The sequence below is a fragment of the Micromonospora musae genome, from assembly GCF_003626545.1.
In the GTDB taxonomy this organism is placed as follows: domain Bacteria; phylum Actinomycetota; class Actinomycetes; order Mycobacteriales; family Micromonosporaceae; genus Micromonospora; species Micromonospora musae.
In genome coordinates this window covers 183696-205926 of sequence record NZ_RAZS01000002.1, presented here as the reverse complement: position 1 = coordinate 205926, position 22231 = coordinate 183696, and the positions used below count along the sequence as shown (strand labels likewise).

At 70.0% G+C, this 22231-nt stretch carries 19 protein-coding genes; 12 read left to right on the top strand and 7 right to left on the bottom strand.

Features of this window, described 5'->3' with window-relative positions; all coding sequences use genetic code 11:
- Positions 1-55 precede the first annotated feature (55 nt).
- Together D7147_RS05360 and D7147_RS05355 are read left to right on the top strand one after the other, a co-directional pair.
- Positions 56-1576 (top strand): class I adenylate-forming enzyme family protein, encoded by a 1521-nt coding sequence (locus D7147_RS05360; RefSeq protein ID WP_120674240.1) that lies wholly within the window; start codon positions 56-58, stop codon positions 1574-1576.
- Between the two features lie 117 nt (positions 1577-1693).
- Positions 1694-2302, top strand: coding sequence for a response regulator transcription factor (locus D7147_RS05355; protein ID WP_120674238.1), 609 nt, complete (start codon positions 1694-1696; stop codon positions 2300-2302).
- Between the two features lie 18 nt (positions 2303-2320).
- Here D7147_RS05355 and D7147_RS05350 read toward each other — a convergent pair whose 3' ends face one another.
- The 4 genes from D7147_RS05350 to D7147_RS32110 form a co-directional block, all read right to left on the bottom strand.
- On the bottom strand, positions 2321-3469 hold the full coding sequence (locus tag D7147_RS05350) for a sensor histidine kinase (protein WP_158609287.1): 1149 nt from the start codon (positions 3467-3469) through the stop codon (positions 2321-2323).
- 167 nt (positions 3470-3636) lie between these two features.
- On the bottom strand, positions 3637-4335 hold the full coding sequence (locus D7147_RS05345; protein WP_147434617.1) for a hypothetical protein: 699 nt from the start codon (positions 4333-4335) through the stop codon (positions 3637-3639).
- 35 nt (positions 4336-4370) lie between these two features.
- Positions 4371-6629: a TOMM precursor leader peptide-binding protein gene (locus D7147_RS05340; RefSeq protein WP_120674232.1), complete on the bottom strand. Its 2259-nt coding sequence runs from the start codon at positions 6627-6629 to the stop codon at positions 4371-4373.
- Position 6630: 1 nt separating this feature from the next.
- Positions 6631-6819 (bottom strand): hypothetical protein, encoded by a 189-nt coding sequence (locus tag D7147_RS32110; RefSeq protein ID WP_147437348.1) that lies wholly within the window; start codon positions 6817-6819, stop codon positions 6631-6633.
- A 286-nt stretch (positions 6820-7105) separates the two neighbouring features.
- On the opposite strand from D7147_RS32110, the gene D7147_RS05335 reads away from it, so the two are divergent.
- From D7147_RS05335 to D7147_RS05325, 3 genes are all read left to right on the top strand, one after another.
- Positions 7106-7711, top strand: a complete 606-nt coding sequence (locus D7147_RS05335) for a response regulator transcription factor (protein WP_120674231.1) — start codon at positions 7106-7108, stop codon at positions 7709-7711.
- A 129-nt stretch (positions 7712-7840) separates the two neighbouring features.
- Complete coding sequence (locus tag D7147_RS05330) at positions 7841-8803, top strand: ABC transporter ATP-binding protein (protein WP_120674229.1); 963 nt, start codon at positions 7841-7843, stop codon at positions 8801-8803.
- A complete protein-coding gene (locus tag D7147_RS05325; protein WP_120674227.1) occupies positions 8800-9621 on the top strand; it encodes an ABC transporter permease in 822 nt (273 codons plus the stop codon). The genes D7147_RS05330 and D7147_RS05325 overlap by 4 nt, the downstream gene beginning before the upstream one ends.
- 563 nt (positions 9622-10184) lie before the next feature.
- On the opposite strand, the gene D7147_RS05320 is transcribed toward D7147_RS05325, so the two are convergent.
- A complete protein-coding gene (locus D7147_RS05320; protein ID WP_199734081.1) occupies positions 10185-11306 on the bottom strand; it encodes a hypothetical protein in 1122 nt (373 codons plus the stop codon).
- 339 nt (positions 11307-11645) lie between these two features.
- Between D7147_RS05320 and D7147_RS05315 the strand changes: the two genes are divergently transcribed.
- The 4 genes from D7147_RS05315 to D7147_RS05300 all read left to right on the top strand — a co-directional run bounded on the left by D7147_RS05315 (position 11646) and on the right by D7147_RS05300 (position 17329).
- Entirely contained in the window at positions 11646-13106 is a 1461-nt protein-coding gene (locus D7147_RS05315) for a multicopper oxidase family protein (protein WP_120674225.1), read from the top strand.
- Between the two features lie 72 nt (positions 13107-13178).
- Entirely contained in the window at positions 13179-14018 is an 840-nt protein-coding gene (locus tag D7147_RS05310; protein WP_120674223.1) for a 2-amino-3,7-dideoxy-D-threo-hept-6-ulosonate synthase, read from the top strand.
- Positions 13990-15099 (top strand): 3-dehydroquinate synthase II, encoded by a 1110-nt coding sequence (locus tag D7147_RS05305; protein WP_120674222.1) that lies wholly within the window; start codon positions 13990-13992, stop codon positions 15097-15099. The genes D7147_RS05310 and D7147_RS05305 overlap by 29 nt, the downstream gene beginning before the upstream one ends.
- A 772-nt stretch (positions 15100-15871) precedes the next feature.
- Entirely contained in the window at positions 15872-17329 is a 1458-nt protein-coding gene (locus D7147_RS05300) for an SDR family oxidoreductase (protein ID WP_120674220.1), read from the top strand.
- A gap of 466 nt (positions 17330-17795) precedes the next feature.
- Here D7147_RS05300 and D7147_RS05290 read toward each other — a convergent pair whose 3' ends face one another.
- Both D7147_RS05290 and D7147_RS05285 read right to left on the bottom strand, forming a co-directional pair.
- Entirely contained in the window at positions 17796-18272 is a 477-nt protein-coding gene (locus D7147_RS05290) for a DUF4279 domain-containing protein (RefSeq protein WP_120674218.1), read from the bottom strand.
- A 31-nt stretch (positions 18273-18303) separates the two neighbouring features.
- Positions 18304-19092: a hypothetical protein gene (locus D7147_RS05285; RefSeq protein ID WP_120674216.1), complete on the bottom strand. Its 789-nt coding sequence runs from the start codon at positions 19090-19092 to the stop codon at positions 18304-18306.
- Between the two features lie 633 nt (positions 19093-19725).
- On the opposite strand from D7147_RS05285, the gene D7147_RS05275 reads away from it, so the two are divergent.
- From D7147_RS05275 to D7147_RS05265, 3 genes are all read left to right on the top strand, one after another.
- Complete coding sequence (locus D7147_RS05275) at positions 19726-21276, top strand: hypothetical protein (protein WP_147437347.1); 1551 nt, start codon at positions 19726-19728, stop codon at positions 21274-21276.
- Between the two features lie 136 nt (positions 21277-21412).
- Complete coding sequence (locus D7147_RS05270) at positions 21413-21757, top strand: hypothetical protein (protein ID WP_120674211.1); 345 nt, start codon at positions 21413-21415, stop codon at positions 21755-21757.
- 52 nt (positions 21758-21809) lie between these two features.
- Positions 21810-22154 carry a hypothetical protein gene (locus D7147_RS05265; protein WP_120675205.1) on the top strand — a complete coding sequence of 115 codons (345 nt, stop codon included), beginning with the start codon at positions 21810-21812 and terminating at the stop codon, positions 22152-22154.
- The last annotated feature ends 77 nt before the right edge of the window (positions 22155-22231 follow it).

Genomic DNA, 22231 nt, shown 5'->3' with positions numbered 1-22231 from the left:
GCCGGGTCCCCGCCCTGCTCGGCGGCGGGCGGAGGCTGCGGACGGGGAGGTCACGGTGGAGACCGGCGAGGCGCACTACGTACGGCGGCTGCTGGACGCCCTGCAACGGCGACCCGGACGGCCCGTCCTGTACCGGCCGGAGGGCGCGACGACCGGCGGCGAGCTCGCCGCAGCGATCCTGGCGACCGCCATCGGACTGACCCGCGCCGGTGTGGCCCGCGGGGAGACGGTGGCCGTGCTGACCGAGCCGAACGTGCCGGCCATGCTGGTCACCCGGTACGCCGCGCACCTGCTCGGCGCCACCGTCACGCACGTGCGCTCGATGAACGCCCGCGCCGACGGTGAACATCTTTCGACAGTCGCCCGCCGGCGGGTGCTGAACGCCACCGGCGCCCGCACCCTCGTGGTCGACGCGGCGAACGCCGGGCGGGGTCGGGAGTTGGCCGCCGCGGCGCCCTCGCTGACGGTGCTGGCCGCCGACGAGCTGCGCCAGCACCGGTCGAATCTCCTTCCGACCGCCGCCTGGCACCCGAACGACATCGCGGTGGTCGACCTGACGAGCGGCAGCTCCGGTGACCCGAAGCTGGTGCAGCAAACGTTCGGCGCCCGCGACAACCGGATCCGGGTGTCCGCCGGGGACGGCTCGCCGGACTGGCCGGTGACCATGCTGTCAGTGACTCCGGTCAGCCACGCCACGGCGACCATGGTCGACGCGGTCCTGATCGGCGGGGGCGCGGTGGTGCTCCGCGACGGCTTCGACCTGGACGAAGTGGTCGACACCATCGTCCGGCACCGGGTAACGGACGTCTACCTGGCGGTGCCGCACCTCTACCAACTGGTAGACCGGCCGGAGGCCGCCCGGCGAGCGCTGCCCTCGCTCCGCCAGGTGCTCTATAGCGGTACCTACGCCGCTCCGACCCGGGTCGCCCAGGCGGTGAAGCTCTTCGGCGAACGGCTGACCCAGCTGTACGGCAGCACCGAGGCCGGCGGCATGTGTACCCTCACCCCGCTCGATCACACCGAGCCGGAGCTCCTGGCCAGCGTCGGCCGACCCTTCTCGTGGGTCGATCTGGAGATCCGCGAGGCCGACGGCCGGACCGCAACGCCTCGCGGAGTCACCGGTGAGGTCTGGGTACGCGCGGCGACCACCTTGGCCGGCTACCTCGGCGACCCGGCCTTGACCGCGCAGACGATGCACGACGGTTGGATGCGCACCGGCGACCTGGCCCGCTTCGACCGCTACGGCTACCTCCACCTCGTCGGACGCATCGGCAGCGTGATCAAGGCGAACGGCTTGAAGATTCATCCGTCCACCGTGGAGCGGGTTCTCCTTGCCCACCCGGCGGTGGCCGACGCCGTCGTGTACGACCGACGCGACCCGCGCCACGGCGAGACCGCCCACGCCGCGGTGCAGTTGCGTCCAGGGGTCCGGTGTGGTGCTGCCCAGCTGCGCGACCACATCGCCGCCGGTCTTTCCCCGGCGCACGTGCCGGCCGGCTTCTCGTTCCTCGACGCGCTGCCGCTGACCGTGTCGGGCAAACCCGACCGCGTCGCCCTCCGCGCCGCCGCCGATTAACCTCCGTTCAGTCGGGATGGCACATCCGGATGGGTCGCCGCGTGACGACGTTCGGCCGGAGAGTCGTGCTGGTAGGACGAGTGTCCCCTGACGTCGCGTTGATGCGAAGCTGGCCGGGTGACGATCAGGGTTCTGCTCGCCGAGGACATGAACATGGTCCGCGGCGCCCTCCTGGCACTCCTCGCCCTGGAGCCCGACATCAACGTCGTCGCCGAGGTGGCGTCCGGTGACGACATCCTGCCAGCGGCGCTGGCGCAACGGCCGGACGTCGCGGTGCTCGACATCGACCTGCCGGGAATCAACGGGCTGACCGCGGCAGGTCTGCTGCGCGAGCAGTTGCCGAGCTGCCGCTGCCTGATGCTGACCAGCCTCGGCCGGCCAGGCAACCTGCGCCGGGCGATGGCGGCGCACGTCGCCGGCTTCATCCTCAAGGACGCCCCGCCGGAGATCCTGGCCGACGCGATCCGGGGAGTGGCGGCGGGCCGCCGGGTGGTCGACCCGCAGCTGGCGCTCGCCGCCTGGGACAGCGCCGAATGCCCGCTGACCACCCGCGAGGCCGAAGTGCTCCGGCTCACCGAGAAGGGCGCCGAGCCGACCGAGATCGCCACGCGGCTGTTCCTGTCCCCCGGCACCGTCCGCAACTACCTGACCACCGCGGTGACCAAGCTCAACGCCCGAAACCGGATCGACGCGATCCGGATCGCCCGCGACGCCGGCTGGCTCTGACCCGGCCTCCCGGCCCGGTCAGGACGCGAGCTGGGCGGGCGCCTCCAGGGCGGCGGGCAGGCTGACCGGCAGCTCCGCCCGGAGCCGGAACCAGCCGTCCGGGGAGCAGCAGGTGACCAGGCGGCCGCCGAGCGCCCCGGCCCGGTCGGAGAGGTTGCGCAGCCCGCTGCCCCCGTGCTCGGACGGTAGGCCGGGCCCCTGGTCGGCGCCGTCGTTGGCGATGGTGAGCAGCACGCGCCCGCCCTGCTCGGTGACCAGCACCTCGCAGTTGCGCGCCCTGCTGTGCCGCAGCAGATTGGTGATCCCCTCGCGGAGCACGGTGGCGAGCACGGTGCTGACCGCCTGCGGCAGCGCGGGATGATCGATCTCCATCCGTACCTGGATGTCGGCGGCGGCCAGCACCGACCGCGCCGAGCGGGCCTCGTCGCCCAGCGACATGTCGCGGTAGCCGCTGGCGAGCTGCCGTACGTCAGCCAGCGCCTGTCGTGAGATGCCCAGGATGTCGTCCAATTCGGCGAGCGCTCGGGTCGGGTTGCGGACCATCAGGCGCCGGGTCAACTCGCTCTTGAGGGTGACCGCGGAGAGGCTGTAGCCGAGCAGGTCGTGCAGGTCACGGGAGAAACGGAGCCGTTCCCGGATCACCGCCAACCGGGCCAGTTCGGTGCGGGTCGCGTGCAGCTCACGGACCAGGATGGACATCTGGGACAACCCGTAGACGATAAGACCGGTCAGCACCGTGGACACCGTCGTGTACGCGACGAGCAGGACCTCTGTGGTCATCGCCGACTGAATCACAAGGGTGCCGAACACCGTCGCCGCGAAGGCCACGACGGAGCGGGGAGGTGCCAGCATCAGCAGGAAGCTGCCCGCGACGAAGCCCGGCATCCCGACCCAGGACTGGCCGAAGACGAGGAACGGTAGGAAACCGAGTAGCGACTGGGCGACGAGCAGCCCCAGACGGGCCGACCCGGGGAGCCGACGGGCCCGATCGGTCAGGAAGAACAGCTGCAGTGACAGGAGGCCGCTCATCGCCACCAGGGCGAGCACGACCGCGCGGGGCCCCTGCGCCGTCTCGATGATGTTGAGCAGCGCGACCAGGCTGAGCCCGGTGACGACGGTGGCGACCACGACCCGGGCAAGTCGCGACGCCGTGGGACCGGTGCGCACGTCGTCGTTGATCCGGTTTGAATCGTCTGACGGTGTCTGGTCCATGTGCACGCCCCCCGAGCGCCGATCCTCCCGCGCGAGCCTACGCGTTCAGGCCCTCGCGGCGGATCCGCGATGACGGCGGACTTCGATGTTAAGGTCTGCGTCACCCGAGCGGGGGGGCGGCGTCACTCGTGCGCCCGCCTCGCGGACTGCGTGTCCACACTGGTCGCCGCAGCGCGCTCGGCATGCGTGCCAGTGACCGCCACGCCCGTCGCGAGCAGATGCGCCACCGCCTCGCCGACCAGCGCCGCCGGCAGTCCGACGGCCACCGCCAGCGCCGCCACGGTGCTCGGCGCGGCCAACGCGTCGACCAGCCGGCCGCCGTCCGGGCGGTGCAGGACCACCCGGTATGCGCCGCCGGGCACCTCCAGCACCAGGCCACCCGACTCGCGGCGCGTCTGGACCGCCGGGGAGAGCCACACCAGGCCGTCCGCGGGCGGCGGCGCCAAGCGGAACACCGCCCTCGGGGTCAGCGGCAGAGCCGAGAGCCACGGACCGAGGCCGTCGGCCAGGCCCACCGACCGGACCACCACGTGCTGAAGGCGGTCCAGCAGCGCGGAGAGCCGGCGACGCCGGTCCTCGACGCTGTCGTCCGCGACACCCCGGAGAACGTTCTCCAGGGACACCGGGCCGAAGCTCATCCGGCGCAGCGACTCCACCGTCGTCGGATCCGGATCGGTCACCCGGATCTCACCCCACCGGGTCAGCAGCAGCACGCTGCCGTCCGGGGCGCCGGTCTCCACGAGCACGTCCTCCGGGAACGACCAGAGAGCGACCGTCCTGACCTGCCGGCCGGGCTGCCGCCACGACATGTGGCTGCTCACGTGGGCCCTCCTCACTCCGGCGACGCGCTGATGGATCAGACAAAGATCGGGATCGGGTTCAGGTCCTCGTACCGGGTGGCACGCATGATCCGCCCGAGTTGGACCGGCAGGTCGTAGAGGCGCCCCGGCGCGAACCTGGCCCAGAAGTGCCGCAGTCCCGGTACGAGCACCTTCACCACCGGCAGGCCGATGTCCGGCCGCGTCTGGTCGAGCACCAGCAGCTCCAGGCCGCGCGCCGTCACCGCTCTCTGCACTGTATGGATGTCGTCGCGCAGGTCGGTGCCCGGGACGTAGCCGTAGTCGGCGGGCGTGCGGGCCGACACCTCGGCGTTCGGCCTCAGCCAGGGTTGGTTGGCCACGGTCGCGCTGGCCCACCAGCGGCGGGCCTCCGGGTCGTCGCAGGCGTACCCACGCCCCTTTGCGTCCACCTCCACCACGGCGGGCAGCAGCTGGTTGACCTCCGTCAGTGCCCGGCGCAGCGCCACCGCCGGGTCGAGATGCGCACCGAAGCCGAAGACGATGTCCTCCGCCGGCTTGTCCGTCCGCCGGGACAGCGCCACGAACGTCGGCACGCCCAGGTCGGCGGTCAGGTCCAGGGCCCATACCTCCCGGTGCAGCCGGCGGTGTACCTGCCGCAGCTCGACCATCCACCCGTCGGCGAAGGCGTCGAGGTCCACCCCCGGCTGCCGGGTGCGGTTGTACCACCACAGCGCCACCGCGTCCCGCTCCACCAGCTCGAAGAAGCCCTGGCAGATCGCGTCCTCCAGGCTGGCTCCGGCGGCGTTGCCGTTCGAGTCGGCCCGCAGGCAGCGCTGGCTGGCCTCCGCCGGGGTGCCGTAGTAGAGCAGGGCGGTGGGGAGCAGGCGTTGCCGCCCGGCGGTCAGCGACCACACCGGCGTCCAGTCCAGCTCGGCCTGCTCGTCGAAGCGCGGGCCGATGTATTGGAACGCCGAGTGCCGGGCGTTCCAGGCGGCACGGTCGGCGTACTGGCGATCGTCGAACAACTGCACCGAGTTGGGGTGGACGGCCTCGTCGCCCAGCTCGGAGAAGCGGGCCCGGATGCACAACTCGTCGCCGTGGAAGGTGCCCGACTGGCGCTCCAGCGCCTCACAGAGCGCGCTCACCCGAGCCTGCTCGGCGGTGGCGCCCTTGCCGCCGTGCTCGCTGCGGAGACCGCGGCGCAGGTCGTCCAGGCCGCGCACGTCCAGGGCCAGGTTGGCGCCCGCACGGTAGGAGTGCAGGAACTCCGGCCCGCGCGTGTCCCGGCGGATCTCCCGGACCAGCCCGGTGACCGGGCTGACGAGGTGCTCGTACCGCTGCCACACCTGCTCCGGTGAGAGCGCCCGGTGGCCACCGCCGTCGGTCGACGCCTTGGGCCGGCTGACCGGAGTGACCGGCCGGCGGGTGCGCTCACGGACCAGCTGCGGGTCGCCGCAGGAGGGGCACTGTGGGCGGGCCCGCAGCTCATGATGCCGCCCTTGCAGGGTGAGGGTGTCCACCGTCCACACCGCCTGCTGACCGGCGTAGCGGTGGCCGGCCAGCCACTTCGTCGCTTCGAGGGCGACGAGTTGGGCGGCGACGGCGGCCGACGGCGGCACGGCGGCGACGGGACGGGGCACCGGTCCGTTCCGTCCGAGGACGCGCTGCACGTACGCCTCGGCCCGCCGGTGCAACCAGAGCCGGTGCGCCAGGCAGTGCCAGCAGGCCTGACCCGGTCGCAGCACCGGGCCGATCCAGAGCTGGGTGCCGACCGGGCGAGCCAGCAGCCAGGGCCGGGCGGTCTCGCGCTGCCGCCGGTTCACCGCGGCCAGCTCGGCGTCGAGGTAGTCGGCGCAGAGCACCACGTCGAGGTCGGCGGTACCCTCGCCGGTCATCAGGGCGAGGCCGGCGGTGGCGCAGGCCTCGCGTACCGCCGTGTCGTCGACCCCGCCCACGGCCTGGACCCGGACGGCGGCACCGGTCAGGGCGGAGGTCGCTGCACCGCTGTCCAGCCCGGCCGACTCCCAGTACGCCACGGCCCGCGGGTCGTGCTGTCCGACACTGGGCGTACGGGCGACGAGCAGCCCGGCGTCGGCCAGGTCACGGACCAGGCCCGCGCATTCCTCCGGGGCCTCCCGCAGCACGGTCGCCACGTCGCGGGTGCCGTCGAGCAGCGGGGTGAGGTGTTCCATCCGGGCCGCCTGGACGGCCGTCACACCGTGCTCCGAGAAGAGGTACGTCGCCTCGCCGGCGATAACCTCCGGGCGCAGGTGCCGCCGGAAGCCCACCAGCGACGGCTCCGCGACCCCGGTCATCTCAGGCGGCCCGCTCGTCGTGGGCGGCGTCCGCCAGGCAGATCCAGGTGAAGGTGGTGGCCGGGGTGTCGGACGTCGTCCACGCGTCGTGCTGGCTGATCCGCAGGCCGGAGTTCGCAGCGGCGGGGCCGAAGGCGTTGGCGGTGCCCGCCACACGGGAGTCGCGGTTGGGTGCGGATGAGTGCGTCATGGTGATCCTCGTTTCAGGTGGGGCAGGGATCATGTTCGCCCTGTGTTGGGAAAATGGTGTCGTCGCCGGGGGCGACCCCACCAGTGCCGACGTCACCGACCCGATGTGAAAAACACACGTCGGCGCGGCATGAAAATTTCAGGTTCGCCGGCTGTGCAATTTCATGTTTGCCTCGGGATCGGTGCACTGTTCCGATCACGGCCGCGTCGCCATGCTTTTGGGCAACGTCGGATTGGCCTCCGCAACGCCGGCCACCGGCGAATCCTCTCACCAGCGGGGTGGCCCAATGAGCATTCGAATTGTCGTCTGCGACGACCACGCTCTGGTCCTGGACGCGTTCGCGGAGACTCTGCGGACGGTTTCGGGCTTCGAGATCGTCGGTCTCGTCAACGGTGGCCAGCACGTGGTCGCCACGGTCCGGCAGCTGCGTCCCTCCATCGTGATCCTGAGCATGGGGATGGCCGGCACGGACTGCCTTCAACTCGCCCGTCAGGTACGCGAAGCACTCCCCTCCTGCGGCGTCGCGCTGATCGCCGCCTCGCCCACGCGAGCCCTGGTGGATCGCGCGGTGGAGGCGGGCGTTCTCAGCGTGATCCCGAAACACGCGCGCCTGTCCCACCTGGTCGGCGCGGTCCGCGGGGTGGCTGCCGGCTGTCTCACCATCGACCCGGCCCTGATCGGGCCACCCGGGGCGCGGGCGCAGGCCCTGTCCCACCGCGAGAGGGAGATCCTCAGCCTCACCGTCGGCGGCGCCTCGGTGAAGGAGATCGCGAAGGAGCTCTTCCTCTCCGCCGGGACGGTCCGCAACCTCTCCTCCTCGGCGATGCGCAAGCTCAAAGGGCGCAACCGTTTCGACGCCGCCCGCATCGCCTACGAGCAGGGCTGGCTCTGACCGCCGGTGACATCTGTCCCGGCCTGCGGTGATGTCGGTCAGCGACGCCGCTCTCCGGCCGCCGGACGCCCTAGCGTCCGGGAAAACCAATCGAAAGGGAAAGACCGTGACAGCACCGGAGCACCCCCGATGAGCGCCCTGGTCGTGGACGGACTGCGCAAGCGGTACCGAGACCACGAGGCCGTGGCCGGCATCGGCTTCACCGTCGAGCAGGGGGAGATCGTCGCCCTCCTCGGCCCGAACGGCGCGGGCAAGACCACCACACTGGAGATCCTGGAGGGCCTCCGCAGCCGCGACGCCGGCCGCGTGGAGGTGCTGGGCCGTGACCCGGGCGACCGGGCCGAGCAACGCTGGCTGCGGGAGCGGGTCGGCCTGGTGCTCCAGGACATCGCGGTGGAACCGCACCTGCGTGTGCGGGAGACGGTCGCCCGCAGCGCCGGCTACTACCCGGCCCCGCGTGACGTGGACGAGGTGGTCGAGCTCGTCGGACTCGCCGAGAAGCGCGACGCCAAGGTGAAGGACCTCTCCGGCGGGCAGAAGCGCCGGCTGGACCTCGCCCTCGGCGTGATCGGCGACCCGAAGCTGCTCTTCCTCGACGAGCCCACCACGGGTTTCGACCCGACCGCCCGCCGCGGCGCCTGGGAGGTCGTCCGCAGCCTGCGCGATCTCGGCACCACCGTCGTGCTGACCACCCACTACATGGACGAGGCGCAGGCGCTCGCCGACCAGATCGTGGTGCTCAACGCGGGCCGCGTGGTGGCACAGGGCACCCCGGAGACGATCGGCGGCCGAGACACCGCCCGTACCCGGATCCGCTTCGCCCGGCCCGACGGCGTGGCACCGGAGGAGCTGCCCGTCGTCCCCACCGAGGTCGACGAGACGAACGTGACCCTCGAGGTGGACGACGCCACCGAGGCGTTGCACCGGCTGACCGGCTGGGCGCTGGCACGCGGGACGTCGCTGCACCGACTGGCGGTGGAGCAGCCCACCCTCGAGGACGTCTACCTGAGCCTGACCGGCGACGCCGCCGGCCGGCCCGAAGCCGCGCCCACGTCACGTCGGCAGCGCCGCAGGAACCGGAGGGCAGCATGACCACGTTGAATCCCGTCGCCGTCGGCCCCACCGACGAGACCACCGACCGCCCGTCCCGCCGCCGCAGCGACCTGGCCGTGCTGCTCCACCAGATTCGGTACGAGCAGCTGTCGTTCTGGCGCAACCCACAGGCCATGATCTTCACGTTCGTCTTCCCGATCGCGTTCATCGCCATCATCGGTGCGGTCTTCGGTGGCGGGGAGGCCAGCGACTTCTTCTACGGCCGTACCGGCATGCAGTACTACACGGCGACGATCGCCGCCGTGTCGGTGCTCGGGGCCTGCTACGGCCAGCTCGCCATCGCGCTCGCCGCCCGACGGCAGACCGGCGTTCTCAAGCGACTGCACGCCACCCCGCTGCCGGCCTGGATCTACTTCGCCGGGCTCCTCGCACACTGCCTGATGGTCAGCGTCATCGACGTCGTCCTGGTAGTGAGTGTGGGCGCGCTGTACGACGCGCCGGTGCCCGCCGACTGGGCCTCGGTCGGTGTCACGCTGCTGCTGGGTTCGGTCTGCTACTGCGCCCTGGGTGCGGCGGTCGCCTCTCTGGTCAGCAACTCCGAGGCGGCCCCCGCGGTGGTGCAGTTCGTGCAGTTTCCGCTCGTCTTCATCTCGGGAAGCTATTTCCCCATCCACTCCGACACGTTGAACACCCTGGCTGGGTTGCTGCCCGTGAAGCCGTTCAACGACGCCCTGTTGTCGGCGTTCACCACCGGCGACGGCCTGCACTGGAAGCAGCACGGCATCCTGCTCGCCTGGGGTGTGCTGGGCACCCTGATCGCTGTCCGCCGATTCCGCTGGGACCCGCGCCCGGAGTGATCCGCGGCCGTACCGGCCCGCCAGCACGGCGGCGTCCGGACGGTGAGTTCCGGCCCTGGTTCCGGAGCTCGCCGCCCGGACGTCGCCGCGCTCGTTTGCGGCTGCGGCTGCGGCACCCTGTCCGATGCAGGGGCGCGGCACGGCGTGGACGCAGGCGCCCAGTCAGCGGGGCAGGGACGTGCTCACGCAGCTGGATCGCTCACGGTGGAACGCGCCCCTCGGTGACCCTCCCGGGTCTGCCGAGGGGCCGTACGGCCGCCTGGCATCCGGAGCTCCTGGATGCGGGGGCAGGGTCGGGCCCTCCCGGGCCTGCGTGCGGGTCGCGCTAACCGATGGGCGACGGGACCGGCCCGACCGGCATGGCCGCGCGGCGGGCAGGGCCGGCACGGCCAGGCGGCGGGCAGGGCCGGCACGGCGGTGAGACCGGCATGGCGGTACATCGTCCGGCACGGCGGTGCATCGTCCGGCACGGCGGTGCACCGTCCGGCACAGGCGACGGCGCCCGATCCTCGGCCGAGGCCGTGGATCGGGCGCAGTGGATCGGACGCTGCGGACGCCGGGCGTCAGTGGGCGAAGGCGGTGAGGTTCCAGCGCTGGCTGCGCAGTCGCTCCTGCCAGGGCTCTCCCAGCACGTCGTCGACGGTCTCCGCGATCGCGTGGCACATGTAGTAGCGCTGTAGCGGGGACACGGTCAACAGCGGCAGCTGCTGGTAGAACAGGTTCGTCAGCAAGCTGTACGAGGCGAAGAACGGCGACGGCGACTCGGCCACGCCCGACTCCCCCACCGCCCGGTGGAAGTCGCTGTCCGGTTCACCGGCGAGGCGCCGCCGCGGCCCGCCGTCCGGGCCCACCGAGTCGACCAGGTCCGGGGTTAGCACCCCGTTCGCAGCCGCATTGTCGAGTGCGCCGGCGCAGTAGCCGAGCGAGGCCCGCCAGCCCGACGCGGCCGGTGACGCCGCGTCGGCGAGCCGGTCTGCGACCACCTGTCGGATCTGGTCGCCCTCCTTGACGAGACGGTTGGCGAAGGTGGTCCGGACCTTGCCGGCCGGCTTCGCCCAGGCCAGGAAGGCCTCCGCGTGCCAGCGCAACGAGAGGGCCCCGTACGCGGTGCCGAGGGCGTGCGTGTCGGCGAGCGCGACGAACGCCTCGGCGAGGCGTACGGTCGCCCGTTCCGGGTGGGCGGACAGCTCGTCGACCAGGCGCATCAGCGGCCGGCCGAGCATGCCGCGCACCACATCCTTGAGCTGATTGAACGCCGGCGCTGACTCCTCCATGCCGGCGGCCCAGAGGAACTCCACCAGGCCGTGCGTCCGCAAGGCGCCGTACGGTTGTGGCAACCCCTCCAGCCGACCGAACTCCTCTGCCTGAGCCAGGTACACCTCATCGGTGAGTGCGGTGGCGGGGTCCAGCGGCCCGGCGTCGAGCTGAGCCGCGATGGAGTGCCATGGCGGCGGCGGGCCGAAGGCGCGCCGGGCGATGATGTCCACGTGTGGGCCGTGCAACCAGCCCCGCCTGAGATAGACGATGCGTCCACTACCCTCGGCAAGGGCCCGCGCGACCGGTACGACGTGGTCGGCGAGCCATGGCAGGCTCACCGGCCCACGCGTGTACAGGCGCAGACCGGTCACGCCGGTCGTGTCCAGTTCCACGGTGTGCGGTGGCACGGCGTCAGCCAGCATCTCCATGACCTCCCATAGGCATCGGAAACCGTCCACTGGTGCCGGTTCGGATGAGCGGTTCCGCCGACTACCGGCGGCCGTTCCGCCTCGGATCATCCGGGCCTCGGAGCACTGCGGGAAAGTGCTGGAAACGATCCACTGACAAGTGTCACCCCGCTTTGTGCACGGCCGTGAAAAACGCACATGACGGAACGTCAGCGGGACGATGACAAGTGTCCCCGACCGACCCGCCGACACCTTACGGAAGGCGTTTTGCGCCTCATCATCTAGGCGTGGCGCAATGGCCCGGACCGGGCCGCCGGACGCACCGGAATTCGCACCACCCCGTTATTGGAAGGGACCACCGTGTCCACTCGTCGTCAGTTACTGCGCCTCGGTGCGGCGTCGGGCATCCTCGGCGCGACCGGTGGCCTCGCCAGCCTCGCCGACCGGCTGGCCGACACGCCCGCCGCGGCGGCCACCGTCGCGCCGCCGGCCGCCGTCCCGGCGCCGTTCACCGTTCCGCTCACGGTGCCTCAGACACTGCGGCCGGTCCGTCGGACGGCCACCACCGACTACTACTCGGTCACCATGCACCGCCGCCGGCTGGAGATCCTGCCCGGCACCCGCACCGAGGTCTACACCTACAACGGTGACCTGCCCGGCCCCACCATCCGGGCCCGCTCCGGTCGCCGCGTGGTGGTCCAGCAGCGCAACCGGCTCGACATGCCGACCGCGGTGCACCTGCACGGCGGGGCGACCACGCCGGGCGACGACGGTTCCGGCGGTGTGACGATCGCCCCCGGCGAGGAGCGCGTCTACGCCTACCCCAACCACCAGCCGCACGCCACGCTGTGGATGCACGACCACACCCACCACATGGAGGCCGAGCACCTCTATCGCGGGCTGAGCAGCCTTTACCTGCTCACCGACGCCACCGAGGAGGCCCTGCCGCTGCCGCGCGGCTCCTTCGACGTCCCGCTGGTGCTGCGCGACGCCCATTTCGACGCCGACGCGCAACTGGTCTGGACCATGGACGACGTCGAGAACCGGAACACCATCCTGGTCAACGGCCGGCCGACGCCCCGCTTCCAGGTGCAGGCGCGGCGGTACCGGCTGCGCCTGGTGAACTCCAGCAACATGCGCATCTTCCTGCTGCGGCTCGCCGACAGCGGGATCTTCAACGTGATCGGCTCGGACGGCGGGCTGCTGGAGGCGCCGGTCGACACGTCGTACCTGCTGCTGTCCCCCGGGGAGCGGCTGGAGGTGGTGGTCGACTTCGCCCGCTACGCACCGGGCAGCTCCGTGGTGCTGGAGAACCTCATGGGCCCAGGCCCGACGGACCAGGTCGGCCAGGTTATGCGCTTCGACGTCGTACCGGCAGCGGCGCGGGATCGCAGCGCGGTGCCGGCCCGGCTGCGCACGCTGCCGACGCTGCCCACCCCGACGGTGCGGCGGCAGGTGGAGTTGCGAATGGACGAACCGGGGACGGGCCACCGGGCGTACATCGACGGAAAGGTCTTCGATCCGGCTCGGATCGACACCACCATCGCGTGGGGCACCACCGAGGAATGGACGGTTACGAACGCGAACACCACCATTCCCCACAACTTCCACATGCACCTGGTGCAGTTCCGGGTGCTCGATCGCGGGCCCAACCCGGCCGACCCCACCGAGTCCGGCTTGAAGGACACCGTGACCATCTTTCCCGGCCAGTCGGTGCGCCTACAGGCGACCTTCAACACCTGGCGCGGTGTCTACCCCTATCACTGCCACATGGTCGACCACAGCGGGATGGGCATGATGGCCCAATTCAGAGTCGTCTGATCCTGACCTGCTCGAAAGAGACCCCCGGCCCACCGGACCGGGCCGCACACCTTCGGGACAGGAAGGATGAAAATGCCCCTACACAGCCATTCGGCACGGTCGTTGCGACTACGCCGACTGCACCATCACAGCACCGCCGGTCTGGTCGTCGCGCCGGTCGACCACAGCATCGCCGACGGCCCGGTGGTGACGCCAAGCCAGCCCATCGACCGGCTCGTCGGCCAGCTCGCCGGCGGCGGAGTCGACGCGGTCGTGGTGCACAAGGGCAGCATGCGACACATCGGCCCGGACAGGTTCGCCGACATGTCGCTCATCGTGCACCTCAACGCGAGCACCAGCCAGGCTCCCGACCCCGACGCCAAGTACGTCGTCACGGCGGTGGAGGAGGCGATCCGCCTCGGTGCCGACGGGGTCAGCGTGCACGTCAACCTCGGCTCGCAGCAGGAGCACCAGCAGATTCAGGACCTGGCCCGGATCGCCGACTCGTGCGATCGGTGGAATCTGCCGCTGATGGCGATGATGTACCCGCGCGGGCCACGGATCGACGATCCCCGCGATCCAGCCCTGCTCGCACACGCGGTCACCATCGCCGCCGACCTCGGCGCGGACCTGGTCAAGACGGTCTATCCCGGCTCGGTGGCGGGGATGCTCGACCTCACCAGCATCTGCCCGATCCCGGTCCTGGTGGCCGGCGGGCCGCGACGGGGCAGCGAGACCGAGCTGCTCCGCTTCGTCGCCGACGCGCTGGCCGGCGGGGCCGCCGGAGTGGCGATGGGTCGCAACCTCTTCCAGGCCCATGATCCGGAGCAGCTGGCGCGCAGGGTGGCGCGGCTGGTGCATCGCTACCCGATGGAACAGATCGACGACCTAGAGGGAGGACACCATGACGGGCAACAGACTGTGCTGGCTTGACATCCGGGCAGCCCGCGAGGCGACCGCAGCCATTCTCGAAGAGGCCGTACACCAGGGTCTGGACGCCGTGGTGGCGTCCGACCCGGCGGCCTTCGCGGGCCTGCCACCGACACTGGGCAAGGTTCTGCTGCTGCGCGGCGGCGAGTTGCCGGATCACCTCGGGGAGGCCGACACGGTGGTGCTGCCCGGCCCGAGCGCGGAGCGGGCCACGCAACAGGCGGCGCACCCCGGCGTGCGCTTCGGTCGGTACGTCGAGATCGTCGACGCGCCGACTCTCGCCGAGGCATGTACGGCGGCCCGCGAAGAGGAGATCGCGGTCCTGGACTTCCGCGACCCCACCAAGATCCCGCTGGAGATCGTGCTCGCCGCGGCGGCCGAGTCCGAGGGAACGATCGTCACGGTGGCCCACGACGTGCCCGAGGCCGAGATTCTCTTCGGGGTGCTGGAGGTCGGCTCCGACGGGGTGCTGATGGCCGCCCGGTCGGTGGGAGACGCCACCGCGCTGCGCCGCGCGGCGACCGGCCAGCACGGCGAGATCCCACTGGTGGAGCTGGAGGTCACCCGGACGCGGCACGTGGGCATGGGCGAACGCGCCTGCGTGGACACGTGCACGTACTTCGGGCAGGACGAGGGGATCCTGGTGGGTTCCCACTCCAAGGGAATGGTGCTCTGCGTCAGCGAGACGCATCCCCTGCCGTACATGCCGACCCGGCCGTTCCGGGTGAACGCTGGCGCCATCCACTCGTACACCGTCGCGGCGGACGGGCGGACGCACTACCTGAGCGAGCTGGAGGCGGGCAGCAAAGTGCTCGCGGTGACCACCAAGGGTCAGACCCGGCTGGTCACGGTCGGCCGAGTCAAGATCGAGACCCGGCCATTGATCTCCATCGACGCGGTCGCGCCGAATGGGCAGACGGTCAACCTGATCCTTCAGGACGACTGGCACGTGCGGGTGCTCGGGCCCGACGCGGTGGTGCTCAACTCGACCGAACTGCAGCCCGGGGACCGGATCCTGGGCCACCTTCCCACCGCCGATCGGCACGTCGGCTACCCCATTGAGGAGTTCTGCCGCGAACAGTGAGTGACGGTTCCGCGCAGATACACGCCCTGCAGGCGTTCGCTGGCCTGCGGGGCGCGCCTCTGTGCGGCGACCCGGTGCGCTCCACCGCCACGGGCGGAGAGGCGTCCAGCCGCGCAACGTCGGCGCGGCCAGTAGGTGGTGCAGGGCGTTTATCGCGGTGCCGACCACCGCAGGCCGACGACGTGACTCGACCCGGACGGCGGTGAACCCCGAGAGGCTACGGGGTATCGAATCATGTGCCGCCAGCGGCTTGTCGGCACCGGTTGGCGAGCATGTTCAGGTGAGCGACAAGCTCCGGCGGCTCGATGACTCCGAAGTCGGCGCCGAGCCGTCGAAGCCCTAGGAAACATCGCCGCAGTCCTCCGCGACGCGGATCCCGCGGACAAGACACTGATCTACCGCGAGCTGGGACTCAAGCTGACCTATAGGCCAACGGCCCGGATCGTGTCCGCTCAGGCAACCCCAAGTGGATCATGTACTAAATTGTGTCCAAGGGGTGACACGAACCATTACCCCGCCGCCGATGACGATCGGCATGACCTTGAAGCTCGCACAACTCTAGCCGGTCCGGAATGGCGGCGCTGGTCGGCAAGTAGCCGGCACAGGAGCAGGCCGTGGTGGCCGTCATACCGGCGAGGTTGGCATCCATGATCTGTGGGCTGTTGAACAGATGCGGGATGCATCGGCGACCGTGCGGTGCGTACAGTTCCGGGTCGAACTTGGGGTGGGCCGGGTAGATCCGGCGCAGGGAACGGGACGAGACAGCGACGGCATGACAGCGGACAACATCACCGAAACCGGCAAATACGGCATCGACCGTCAACGGCTGGAGACCTGTCTCAGCGTCTTCGAGGCGTTGGAGGACCTGCCTCCCGATCACCCCGACGTGGTGCGGGTGCAACGGGCCACCGCGAAGCTCTACAAAATGATCAAGCAGCGGCGACGCGAGGAACGCCGAGATGCCATCGCGGCGGCCGACCGCGCGGTAACGGCAGCCACCGCCACCGGCGCCCCGGGCCGGATCGACGACGAGACCCAGGGCATCCCGCTCGCCTCGCCCACCGTAGGTGCCACGGCCGGCCTCCTGCACAATCCGCGCGGCTGCTACGTCTGCAAGCAGCGCTACCACGAGGTGGACGCCTTCTACCATCAGCTCTGCCCACCCTGCGCCGCGCTCAACCGGGAGCGCCGGAACGCCCGCACCGATCTGACTGGCCGGCGCGCCCTGCTAACCGGCGGCCGAGCCAAGATCGGCATGTACATCGCGCTGCGGCTGCTGCGCGACGGCGCGCACACCACGGTAACCACGCGGTTCCCGCACGACGCGGTCCGCCGATTCGCCGCGATGCCGGACAGCGGGGACTGGCTGCACCGTCTGCGGATCGTCGGGATCGACCTGCGCGACCCCGCCCAGGTGATCGCCCTCGCTGACTCGGTCAGCGCCCAGGGACCACTCGACATCCTAATCAACAATGCGGCGCAGACCGTCCGCCGCACGCCCGGGGCATACGCGCAGCTCGTCGCCGCAGAGGCCGCGGCCCTGCCGGACGGCCCCCTGCCAGAGCTGATCACGTTCGCCAAACCTGCCGGCCAGGGCGACCCGGCGGGCCTGATCGCCCCGCCGCAGTCGACCCCGGTCACCCCGCAGGCGCTCACCGCGCTGGCGCTGACCAGCGGCTCCGCCTCGCCGGAACGGATCGCGGCAGCCACCGCCATCGACGCCGGCGGTCTGGTCCCGGACCTCGACCCGGTCAACAGCTGGGTGCAGCGGGTGCACGAGGTGGACCCGGTCGAGCTGCTCGAAGTGCAGCTGTGCAACGTGACCGCGCCGTTCGTGCTGGTCAGCCGACTGCGACCAGCGATGGCCGCAGCGACCGCCCGCCGCAAATACGTGGTGAACGTATCGGCGATGGAGGGCCAGTTCGCCCGCGGCTACAAGGGACCGGGGCACCCGCACACCAACATGGCCAAGGCCGCGCTGAACATGCTGACCCGCACCAGCGCCCAGGAGATGCTGGCCGACGGCATCCTGATGACCAGCGTCGACACCGGCTGGATCACCGACGAGCGGCCCCACCCGACGAAGATGCGGCTGGCGGACGCAGGCTTCCACGCCCCGCTGGACCTGGTCGACGGCGCGGCCCGGGTCTACGACCCGATCGTCCGCGGCGAACAGGGCGAAGACCTGTACGGCTGCTTCCTGAAGGACTACGCGCCCTGCGCCTGGTAATCAGCGCGCCCGCCCCGCCGTCGGCCGCCCAGGCTCCGGCCGACACGGTCAGCGCCGTCGCCCGTCCACCACACAGGGTGCTCGCACCGGCGATATCACCGTCACGTTCGTCGATTACTCCGACCTTGCTGCCGCCATCGCCAACCTGACAGACGCCCAGGTACTCGACGTCATGCAGTTACGAGCCCCGCTGTCACAGGCCGACCTGAGCGCCCTCGGCCCCCACGAGCAGGACCACATCACCTATTGGAAACCGATTAACGTCGGCGAACTGCTGTTCAACTTCTGGGACTCAACAGGCGGACACAATAGCCCGTCAGGCACAGCCGCGTTGCCGAGACAGGGAACCGCTGGATCAAGGCCCGGTCAGGTGCGCCGACCAGTCGCTCCGCATCACCGCCAAGGGCCGCCGCGGCAAGCATGTCCGGAAAACGTTGTACTCCGAACTCCGGGTGCTTCGACACCGTCAGCCGTAGGCGTACTCGTCGATGTCTAGCTCGGCGCCCGTGAGCCGGAGGAACTCGAGCGTCCGCCGGTCAACGTGCCAGCCCAGCAGCTGATGCTGTCCGGGCAGCTTCTCCAGGCCGTCAACCTGCCCAGACAGGTCTTCCGGCTCGCCCGCAGGAGGCTCGAAAACCCGCACGACTTGCAGGACGGCCGACCCGCTACCGTCTGTCCGGTCGAGCTCGGCCGCGAGCACGCCGATCTGCGGAGCGTGCACAAACAAGCGATCAACGATGTGTGAAATTTGCTCGTCAACGGTCATGCCCGGCGTTCGGCAGACCACCTGCCAGCAGTGCGCGGCCGGGATCACTGGATTAGCCGGGCGGCGGCTGCCTCGGATCACGGCTCCGTCCGACTCGATGCCCAGGCGGGCGGCGATCTCCGATGCGGGCACGCTTGCCGATTTCAGCGCGAAGTAGGCGTACTGGGAAATCAGCACTGAGTGACCCGATCCGAAACGTCCGTGGCTGTCATCGGTCCGCCCTGCTCTGGCCGCCGACGCGGATGATCTCCGGGAGACTCAACAGTTCGTCGCCGGAAGCCAGCGACTCACCGGCCGAGACAAAGGTGAGCAGCCTGATTGGCGCGTTGCTGGACGCTGCAGCTGCTGTCTTGTGATGTCCGTCGAGCAGGAAGTGGAACAGGCCCCAGTGCCGTTCCCGCCTGAACCAGGGGCTCTCGATGTCAAGCAGCCCGAAGGCGACGGCAGTCGGTCGGCCGGGCGCGCGGACGTACCGTGCGACGACATCGGCGTCCAGCGCGGCCGGGTCGCCCATCGGGACAGCGAACTCGAACAGTTCCTCATGGTCGCCGATACCCTGACGATCGAGTCGGTAGTAGCTCCTGTTGGCGGGGTCGATGGAGTCCTCGAACTCTTCGTTGCGCCAGCCGGCCGGCCCGTCGAACGCGAAGTAGTCACCGGTTGAGCCCGGCGCGACGAGCGTCGGCAGTGTGTCCACCAGCATCACCTGGTAGTCACCGCGCGGCAGTCGGGCAGCGAAAGCGTCGATGACTTCCATGTCGAGCCCGTCCAGCCCGGCGTTGAGACGATCTCGTACGGCGGCCGCCGATAGTGATCCCCTCGGAACACCGGACTGGCGGCGCAGGACCAGCCCGCAGGTGCCACACGAATAGCCGATCTGGTAGGCAGGAACACCGTCGACGGTCAGGTAGCGGTTCGGCATTGTGGACCCGTCGATCCCGAGCCGGGGGCTTGTGGTACCGAGCGTCATCAGCTCGTGAGCGATGAGCCGGCTCACGCAGCCTCGTCCGGCAGGGAGGCGGACTGAACCCGCAGGGCCATCGCCCTTGGACGGAACCCGAGGCTGTACCCCACACCGTCGTCATCACTGCCGATTAACTTGATGTCGTTCGCACGTGGCTCGATGGAACTCAGGCGGACTACCCGTGTCGCGAACTGCGGCGATACGTGGACATGATTTCCCAGCCTCGAGTCCTCCGCACACACATCCCCTGCTGTCACGCGATCATTCTGGAGTGCGTTGAGCGACCCATCCACCATATTGGGCCAATCACCGGACACTCCGCACCGTCTGAGCATGCGGCTGGTCACGCGTTGACGCATGGCAGGAAGGCTCTCCAACGGTCCCCGGTCGCTGACGTCGAGGTCGATGTCGACAACGTACAGATTCCACACCTCCGCACGGCGCACGGGATACGGGTCCTGGCACAGGTCTCGACGATGGCCGTCGCCGACCTGGCCCGCGCCCACGACAAGGTGCGATCTGGCGCGCGCCGCGCGCGGCGAACACCCGGTATCTCATCGGGCAGGGGTGCAGGGCGTAGTTCAGGCGCTTGAAGAGGCACGCTCGGGCTCACAGGGGCGGAAATGAGTCGGCCGCTGCATGATCAGGCCGGTATCGTGCGCGGCCGTGAGTCACGATCCCGATCCGCGTTCTATCTACGGATTTCTGCAGGTGCAGCTGGCGGAGGGCAGCGAACTCGACGACGTGGTGCTCCCGGACGAGGAGCACGTCGCGGGCCAGCTGAAGTTCGCCTCCGGCGCCTGGGACGGCGTGGTCAGCCACCACGTCGCCATCCGCGAGACTGACGTCGCCGGAAGCTTGTTCGCCGCGGTCAAGGCTGTGGCTGCGGGCGGATGGCTCGCGCGCCGTCAGTTTGCCCGTCTCTACGAACGCGCGAAGAGCACCGATGACCTGTTGAGCGCAATCGACTCGCTGATCGGCCGCATCCGCGAAAGCAGCATCGACGGAGGCCGTCTCCACAAGGTGGCCATGCACCTCGCCACGGATTCCGCACATCGAGGACCGGTGAAGCTGGGGATCGCTCTGCTCGGGTTGTTTCCGGCCGACCTGCACCGCGAGGTGCTGCTGACGCTGGGTCGTCACGAGGAGTTCACCCTCTACGCCGCAGTCGCGCTCGACAACGGGCAGGACCACGCCGACGACGATCTCTGGCACCTCGCCAAGCAAGTGCGTGGCTGGGGGCGAATTCACTTGGTCGAACGTCTCGCCGGCACCGAACGGCGCGAGATTCTCGACTGGGTTCTGCGCGAGGGGTTCCGCAATACGGTCATGGACGAGTACCTGGCGTACCTGGCCGCGTCCCGGGGCGATCTGCTGGCTGCGTTGAGTGCCGACGAGGTGGACGACCAACTGCTGCGTGCCACAGGTGATCTCCTGATGGCTCTGTTCGCTGGCGGGCCGGCACAGGACATCCACGACTACACCGACGGTGCCGCGGTCACCCGCATCTACCTGACGCTGATGCGGGACCGCGCTTCGGATCTGCAGCATCTGCTGGCAGTCGGCGCGATCCGAGACTTCGTCTCCGACTCCGCGCCGAGCCAGGGGTGGCCCGACGGCGGCTGGGACGAAGCAGCCCGCCTGCAGTTCGCTGCCGAGTGCCAGCAACTCATCGGCCGCGCCGGGTGGCCGCCGATGGCCCTTGAGGCCCTGGAGTCGGCCGATCCGGTGATGTTCTGGCGGGCCGAACGAGCCTGTAACATCCTGGGGATCTCGACGTTGCACACGTTGCTGCAGCAATTGCGGGTAGAGCCCCTGGAGTCGGGCAAGTGGTTCAGCGCCGTCCGGCAGGTGGACCGAGACAGCATCGGCGAGGTGATCGATCTCGCGGTCGAAGTCCTCCCGTTGGATGAAGTCGCCTCGGGTCCTGGCAGGGAGCTCGGGCTTGGGCGGCAGTGGGCTGCCCACCAATGTCTCGATTTCCTCGTTCAAGATCTCGACAAGTGGCCCGGTGTCGGCTGGCCACTGATCGCCGCGTCAATAGCCAGCCCGGTCATTCGCAACCGGAACATGTCCGTGCGGACGTTGGCTGCCTGGCCCCGAAGCGCCTGGCCCAGCGACGCGGAGTCCCGGTTGCGGCAGGCGATCAGCGCCGAGCCGGATCAGGACGTGAAGCAACGAATGAGCGCGGCTCTGGAAGGCCGTCCGCTGGATTAGCGATCCGCGCCCACCTGCCGTTTGAACGCGTGAGAGTGGCTGTTGAGCACGTACCGCTCGACGTCCACCCGTGCCACAACCCACGGGGCAAAGTTCTGGTTGGCGCACCGATCCGTGGCCGGCATGATCAGCGCTCATGGGCGCAGCCGATACGTACGTGACCATCACGGAGCCGACATTCGTGGCCCGGTTCCTTCTCGGTCCCGACACGACCGAGGAGTCCGCAGCCAACGTAGATGCCTTCGTAGACCTTCCTGATGGCTCCAGTTGGGCGCTGACGATCCTCACCCTCGACGAGGTCCGCCGCCTGCTCGCGAGATGGAAGGAGACCGGCGAAGTCGCGGACGGCAGTTACTTCTGGGCCGCTGACCAGCTGATCGTGCCGGGACCGGGCGTGCCGGCCATGACTACAGCTATCCGAGAACTCGTTCGCAGCGGGGAGATAGTCAGCGCCGGCGTCCGATCCGAAGGTCCGGACTGAAGCCGCCCGGGCGTACACACGAGAAGTGGTGGCTCTGACTAACGTCGTCATCGTGAGCGATCATCACGGTAGCGCTTGGATCTTGCACCGGCGCGACGACGGCCGGGTACTTGCCGATCTCGTCGTGACCGGCGGCGACTTTCCGTGGTTGAACGCTCGGGTCGACCAGAGGGAAGGGCTCGCGGAGGTGCGGCCGCTCTTCGCCGAGGAGCTGCGCCTGCTTGATGCTGGTGATGTGGACGTCGAGTCCTGGGAGCGCGCGTACGAGGAAATCCGGAGCGCCGTGACGCTTCGGTCTCCGGAGGGGCACGAGGTTCCTGAATTCCTGCTTCACATCGACGGCAACGAGGCGTGGTGGCGGTGGAGCGACGAACCGTTCGACGGGGAGCACACCTAGCCAACATCCGCTCGGCACGACCGGCCTGGCGTTAGCAGTACCCATCCGGTCCGGACCATCGCCGACCGTTGCCGGCG

Excerpts from the sequence above, each read along its gene's own strand:
- D7147_RS05340 (WP_120674232.1), bottom strand. The coding sequence starts at position 6,629 with ATGACCGGGGTCGCGGAGCCGTCGCTGGTGGGCTTCCGGCGGCACCTG.
- D7147_RS32110 (WP_147437348.1), bottom strand. The coding sequence starts at position 6,819 with ATGACGCACTCATCCGCACCCAACCGCGACTCCCGTGTGGCGGGCACC.
- D7147_RS05335 (WP_120674231.1), top strand. The coding sequence starts at position 7,106 with ATGAGCATTCGAATTGTCGTCTGCGACGACCACGCTCTGGTCCTGGAC.
- D7147_RS05330 (WP_120674229.1), top strand. The coding sequence starts at position 7,841 with ATGAGCGCCCTGGTCGTGGACGGACTGCGCAAGCGGTACCGAGACCAC.
- D7147_RS05325 (WP_120674227.1), top strand. The coding sequence starts at position 8,800 with ATGACCACGTTGAATCCCGTCGCCGTCGGCCCCACCGACGAGACCACC.
- D7147_RS05320 (WP_199734081.1), bottom strand. The coding sequence starts at position 11,306 with ATGGAGATGCTGGCTGACGCCGTGCCACCGCACACCGTGGAACTGGAC.
- D7147_RS05310 (WP_120674223.1), top strand. The coding sequence starts at position 13,179 with ATGCCCCTACACAGCCATTCGGCACGGTCGTTGCGACTACGCCGACTG.
- D7147_RS05305 (WP_120674222.1), top strand. The coding sequence starts at position 13,990 with ATGACGGGCAACAGACTGTGCTGGCTTGACATCCGGGCAGCCCGCGAG.
- D7147_RS05300 (WP_120674220.1), top strand. The coding sequence starts at position 15,872 with ATGACAGCGGACAACATCACCGAAACCGGCAAATACGGCATCGACCGT.
- D7147_RS05270 (WP_120674211.1), top strand. The coding sequence starts at position 21,413 with ATGGGCGCAGCCGATACGTACGTGACCATCACGGAGCCGACATTCGTG.